The sequence below is a fragment of the Caldimonas mangrovi genome (assembly GCF_023721835.1).
GTDB lineage: Bacteria > Pseudomonadota > Gammaproteobacteria > Burkholderiales > Burkholderiaceae_C > Caldimonas > Caldimonas mangrovi.
In genome coordinates this window covers 1-5,709 of record NZ_JAMKFE010000031.1, presented here as the reverse complement: position 1 = coordinate 5,709, position 5,709 = coordinate 1, and the positions used below count along the sequence as shown (strand labels likewise).

Sequence of the window (5,709 nt, the reverse complement as noted above, 5' to 3'; positions counted from 1 at the left end):
GACCTGCTTGCGCCTTTCTTTTTTTCTGTGCTACAGTCACTGTCTTCGCTGAACGCGGTGCTGGTTTCGAAAAGAGGCGGGTGCCGAAAGCGGGAGGCGAAGAAAAAAGAGCTGAGTGCTTGACAGGGTTTAAAAAAGTTTGTCATAATCTCGCTTCTTTGCTGATAACGAGTCAGCGAACTGAAGAGCAAAGCGGAAGCGATGCGAATCAGAATGTTCTTTAACAAATAACAGCCGATAAGCGTGGGCGTTTGAAGGCGAATGCCAAGGAAGTCCGGTGGCAACACTGGCTCCACAAACGCTCACGGAAAACTGAAGTGAAGTTCACTTCAATTCCGTTTTGAGCAAAATTTCAAGATCGAACTGAAGAGTTTGATCCTGGCTCAGATTGAACGCTGGCGGCATGCCTTACACATGCAAGTCGAACGGCAGCACGGGAGCAATCCTGGTGGCGAGTGGCGAACGGGTGAGTAATACATCGGAACGTGCCCAGTAGTGGGGGATAGCCCGGCGAAAGCCGGATTAATACCGCATACGACCTGAGGGTGAAAGCGGGGGACCGCAAGGCCTCGCGCTATTGGAGCGGCCGATGTCAGATTAGCTAGTTGGTGGGGTAAAGGCCTACCAAGGCGACGATCTGTAGCTGGTCTGAGAGGACGACCAGCCACACTGGGACTGAGACACGGCCCAGACTCCTACGGGAGGCAGCAGTGGGGAATTTTGGACAATGGGCGCAAGCCTGATCCAGCCATGCCGCGTGCGGGAAGAAGGCCTTCGGGTTGTAAACCGCTTTTGTCAGGGAAGAAATCCTTTGGGTTAATACCTCGAAGGGATGACGGTACCTGAAGAATAAGCACCGGCTAACTACGTGCCAGCAGCCGCGGTAATACGTAGGGTGCAAGCGTTAATCGGAATTACTGGGCGTAAAGCGTGCGCAGGCGGTTGTGCAAGACAGATGTGAAATCCCCGGGCTCAACCTGGGAACTGCATTTGTGACTGCACGGCTAGAGTGCGGCAGAGGGAGATGGAATTCCGCGTGTAGCAGTGAAATGCGTAGATATGCGGAGGAACACCGATGGCGAAGGCAATCTCCTGGGCCTGCACTGACGCTCATGCACGAAAGCGTGGGGAGCAAACAGGATTAGATACCCTGGTAGTCCACGCCCTAAACGATGTCAACTAGTTGTTGGACGGCTTGCTGTTCAGTAACGAAGCTAACGCGTGAAGTTGACCGCCTGGGGAGTACGGCCGCAAGGTTGAAACTCAAAGGAATTGACGGGGACCCGCACAAGCGGTGGATGATGTGGTTTAATTCGATGCAACGCGAAAAACCTTACCTACCCTTGACATGCCAGGAATCCTGCAGAGATGTGGGAGTGCCCGAAAGGGAGCCTGGACACAGGTGCTGCATGGCCGTCGTCAGCTCGTGTCGTGAGATGTTGGGTTAAGTCCCGCAACGAGCGCAACCCTTGTCATTAGTTGCTACGAAAGGGCACTCTAATGAGACTGCCGGTGACAAACCGGAGGAAGGTGGGGATGACGTCAGGTCATCATGGCCCTTATGGGTAGGGCTACACACGTCATACAATGGCCGGTACAGAGGGCTGCCAACCCGCGAGGGGGAGCTAATCCCAGAAAACCGGTCGTAGTCCGGATCGCAGTCTGCAACTCGACTGCGTGAAGTCGGAATCGCTAGTAATCGCGGATCAGCATGTCGCGGTGAATACGTTCCCGGGTCTTGTACACACCGCCCGTCACACCATGGGAGCGGGTTCTGCCAGAAGTGGGTAGCCTAACCGCAAGGAGGGCGCTTACCACGGCAGGGTTCGTGACTGGGGTGAAGTCGTAACAAGGTAGCCGTATCGGAAGGTGCGGCTGGATCACCTCCTTTCTGGATAGAAGCATTCAAATTCTTGCGCCCACACTTATCGGCTGTTGTTGTTGACGACAGTGAGTGAACGTGAACCGGCAGGCGTGAACCTGGCAAGGGTGAGAAGCCCGGGGTTGACGGGAGCCGCAGACATCGCGCTTCACGAGAAGGTGTGAAAGTTGGGTCTGTAGCTCAGTCGGTTAGAGCACCGTCTTGATAAGGCGGGGGTCGTTGGTTCGAATCCAACCAGACCCACCAAATCCTTCGTGTCTGACAGATCAGGTTCTGGGGGATTAGCTCAGCTGGGAGAGCACCTGCTTTGCAAGCAGGGGGTCGTCGGTTCGATCCCGTCATCCTCCACCATCACTCGAAAATGTATCTTGTGCGCTCACGCGAGCCATCGACTGGATGGTTGGCGTGAGCGGCTCGCAAGAGCGGCTGTTGTTCTTTAACAATTCGTAGAGTCGAATCAGCGTTGCTGATGGAAAGTGTCGCAAGACACGTCCGTGCCATCAGCAACATTTGATTGCGTCACCAGACTTCAACTCGATAAGAGTTTGAAGCACGGCATAACGCGAAATACTCAACCGATCGAGACATCGATCGGACAGTCCTTGACGACACCTTCGAGGTGTCAAAGTTATAGGGTCAAGTGACTAAGTGCATGTGGTGGATGCCTTGGCGATTACAGGCGACGAAGGACGTGATAGCCTGCGATAAGCTTCGGGGAGCTGGCAAATAAGCTTTGATCCGGAGATTTCCGAATGGGGAAACCCACCCTTAGGGGTATCGCATGATGAATACATAGTCATGCGAGGCGAACCGGGTGAACTGAAACATCTCAGTAGCTCGAGGAACAGACATCAACCGAGATTCCGAAAGTAGTGGCGAGCGAAATCGGACCAGCCTGCACGTTTTAGCCATCGACATATCAGAACGGTCTGGAAAGGCCGGCCATAGCGGGTGATAGCCCCGTATGAAAAATGTGGGTGGTGGAACTAGGCGTGCGACAAGTAGGGCGGGACACGTGAAATCCTGTCTGAAGATGGGGGGACCATCCTCCAAGGCTAAATACTCGTAATCGACCGATAGTGAACTAGTACCGTGAGGGAAAGGCGAAAAGAACCCCGGGAGGGGAGTGAAATAGATCCTGAAACCGCATGCATACAAAAAGTCGGAGCCTCGCAAGGGGTGACGGCGTACCTTTTGTATAATGGGTCAGCGACTTACATTCAGTGGCGAGCTTAACCGCATAGGGAAGGCGCAGGGAAACCGAGTCCGAATAGGGCGTTCAGTCGCTGGGTGTAGACCCGAAACCAAGTGATCTATCCATGGCCAGGATGAAGGTACCGTAACAGGTGCTGGAGGTCCGAACCGACTAGTGTTGCAAAACTAGCGGATGAGCTGTGGATAGGGGTGAAAGGCTAAACAAACTTGGAAATAGCTGGTTCTCTCCGAAAACTATTTAGGTAGTGCCTCAAGTATTACCGTCGGGGGTAGAGCACTGTTATGGCTAGGGGGTCATGGCGACTTACCAAACCATTGCAAACTCCGAATACCGATGAGTAGAGCTTGGGAGACAGAGCACCGGGTGCTAACGTCCGGACTCAAGAGGGAAACAACCCAGACCGCCAGCTAAGGTCCCTAAAATTGGCTAAGTGGGAAACGAAGTGGGAAGGCTAAAACAGTCAGGATGTTGGCTTAGAAGCAGCCATCATTTAAAGAAAGCGTAATAGCTCACTGATCGAGTCGTCCTGCGCGGAAGATGTAACGGGGCTAAGCCAGTTACCGAAGCTGCGGGTGCACAGCAATGTGCGCGGTAGGAGAGCGTTCCGTAAGCCTGTGAAGGTGTCTCGTAAGGGATGCTGGAGGTATCGGAAGTGCGAATGCTGACATGAGTAGCGTTAAAGGGGGTGAAAAGCCCCCTCGCCGTAAGCGCAAGGTTTCCTACGCAACGTTCATCGGCGTAGGGTGAGTCGGCCCCTAAGGCGAGGCAGAGATGCGTAGCTGATGGGAAACAGGTCAATATTCCTGTACCGATGTGTAGTGCGATGTGGGGACGGAGAAGGTTAGCTCAGCCGGGTGTTGGATGTCCCGGTTCAAGCCTGTAGTCGTGCCTGGTAGGCAAATCCGCCGGGCTTAGATGAGGGGTGATAACGAGGCTGCTTGCAGCCGAAGTGAGTGATACCCTGCTTCCAGGAAAAGCCACTAAGCTTCAGCTACACACGACCGTACCGCAAACCGACACTGGTGCGCGTGATGAGTATTCTCAGGCGCTTGAGAGAACTCTGGAGAAGGAACTCGGCAAATTGACACCGTAACTTCGGAAGAAGGTGTGCCCCGAGTAGGTGAACCCGTACAGGGGGAGCCGAATGGGGTCGCAGAGAATCGGTGGCTGCGACTGTTTAATAAAAACACAGCACTCTGCAAAGACGAAAGTCGACGTATAGGGTGTGACGCCTGCCCGGTGCCGGAAGGTTAAGTGATGGGGTGCAAGCTCTTGATCGAAGCCCCGGTAAACGGCGGCCGTAACTATAACGGTCCTAAGGTAGCGAAATTCCTTGTCGGGTAAGTTCCGACCTGCACGAATGGCGTAACGATGGCCACACTGTCTCCTCCAGAGACTCAGCGAAGTTGAAATGTTTGTGATGATGCAATCTCCCCGCGGAAAGACGGAAAGACCCCATGAACCTTTACTGTAGCTTTACATTGGACTTTGAACAGATCTGTGTAGGATAGGTGGGAGGCTTTGAAGCCGGGACGCTAGTTCTGGTGGAGCCAACCTTGAAATACCACCCTGGTGTGTTTGAGGTTCTAACCTTGGCCCGTGATCCGGGTTGGGGACAGTGTATGGTAGGCAGTTTGACTGGGGCGGTCTCCTCCCAAAGCGTAACGGAGGAGTTCGAAGGTACGCTAGGCACGGTCGGAAATCGTGCTGATAGTGCATAGGCAAAAGCGTGCTTAACTGCGAGACTGACAAGTCGAGCAGATACGAAAGTAGGACTAAGTGATCCGGTGGTTCTGTATGGAAGGGCCATCGCTCAACGGATAAAAGGTACTCTGGGGATAACAGGCTGATACCGCCCAAGAGTTCATATCGACGGCGGTGTTTGGCACCTCGATGTCGGCTCATCTCATCCTGGGGCTGTAGCCGGTCCCAAGGGTATGGCTGTTCGCCATTTAAAGAGGTACGTGAGCTGGGTTTAAAACGTCGTGAGACAGTTTGGTCCCTATCTTCCGTGGGCGCTGCAAGATTGAGAGAGCCTGCTCCTAGTACGAGAGGACCGGAGTGGACGCACCTCTGGTGTATCGGTTGTCACGCCAGTGGCATTGCCGAGTAGCTAAGTGCGGAAGAGATAACCGCTGAAAGCATCTAAGCGGGAAACTCGTCTCAAGATGAGTCTTGCCGGGGCCTTGAGCCCCCTGAAGAGTCGTTCAAGACCAGGACGTTGATAGGCTGGGTGTGGAAGCGCAGTAATGCGTTAAGCTAACCAGTACTAATTGCTCGTGCGGCTTGACCCTATAACTTTGAGATCCTCGTGTCTCAAAGATTGAGTCTTAAGCTTATGCCGGGTGGTTCACACCACCTCTGGCGACGCAATCAAATCAAAGCTGATTCAAAACTCTGCGAATTGGTCGCCCTGGCTCAATACCAGGACGGCAACAAGTTATGCCTGATGACCATAGCGAGGTGGTCCCACTCCTTCCCATCCCGAACAGGACAGTGAAACGCCTCAGCGCCGATGATAGTGCGGATTCCCGTGTGAAAGTAGGACATCGTCAGGCTATTACACCAGCAAACCCCCTCATTCCCAGTGAATGCAGGGGGTTTTTGCTTT

Annotated in this window: 1 protein-coding gene, 2 tRNA genes and 3 rRNA genes; 5 read left to right on the top strand and 1 reads right to left on the bottom strand. The window is 53.7% G+C overall.

The window, feature by feature from the left end; translation table 11 throughout:
- On the bottom strand, positions 1–284 hold a 284-nt coding region (locus M8A51_RS25940; protein WP_251781521.1), incomplete at its 3' end, for a hypothetical protein.
- 76 nt (positions 285–360) lie between these two features.
- On the opposite strand from M8A51_RS25940, the gene M8A51_RS25935 reads away from it, so the two are divergent.
- From M8A51_RS25935 to rrf, 5 genes are all read left to right on the top strand, one after another.
- Positions 361–1,891, top strand: a 16S ribosomal RNA gene (locus tag M8A51_RS25935).
- A gap of 160 nt (positions 1,892–2,051) precedes the next feature.
- Positions 2,052–2,128: transfer RNA gene (locus tag M8A51_RS25930), tRNA-Ile, on the top strand.
- Positions 2,129–2,157: 29 nt separating this feature from the next.
- Positions 2,158–2,233 (top strand) — tRNA-Ala (locus tag M8A51_RS25925).
- Positions 2,234–2,516: 283 nt separating this feature from the next.
- Positions 2,517–5,392: ribosomal RNA gene (locus M8A51_RS25920) — 23S ribosomal RNA — on the top strand.
- A 151-nt stretch (positions 5,393–5,543) separates the two neighbouring features.
- A 5S ribosomal RNA gene (gene rrf / locus M8A51_RS25915) occupies positions 5,544–5,656 on the top strand.
- Together the 16S, 23S and 5S rRNA genes with 2 tRNA genes alongside form the textbook arrangement of a ribosomal RNA operon.
- The last annotated feature ends 53 nt before the right edge of the window (positions 5,657–5,709 follow it).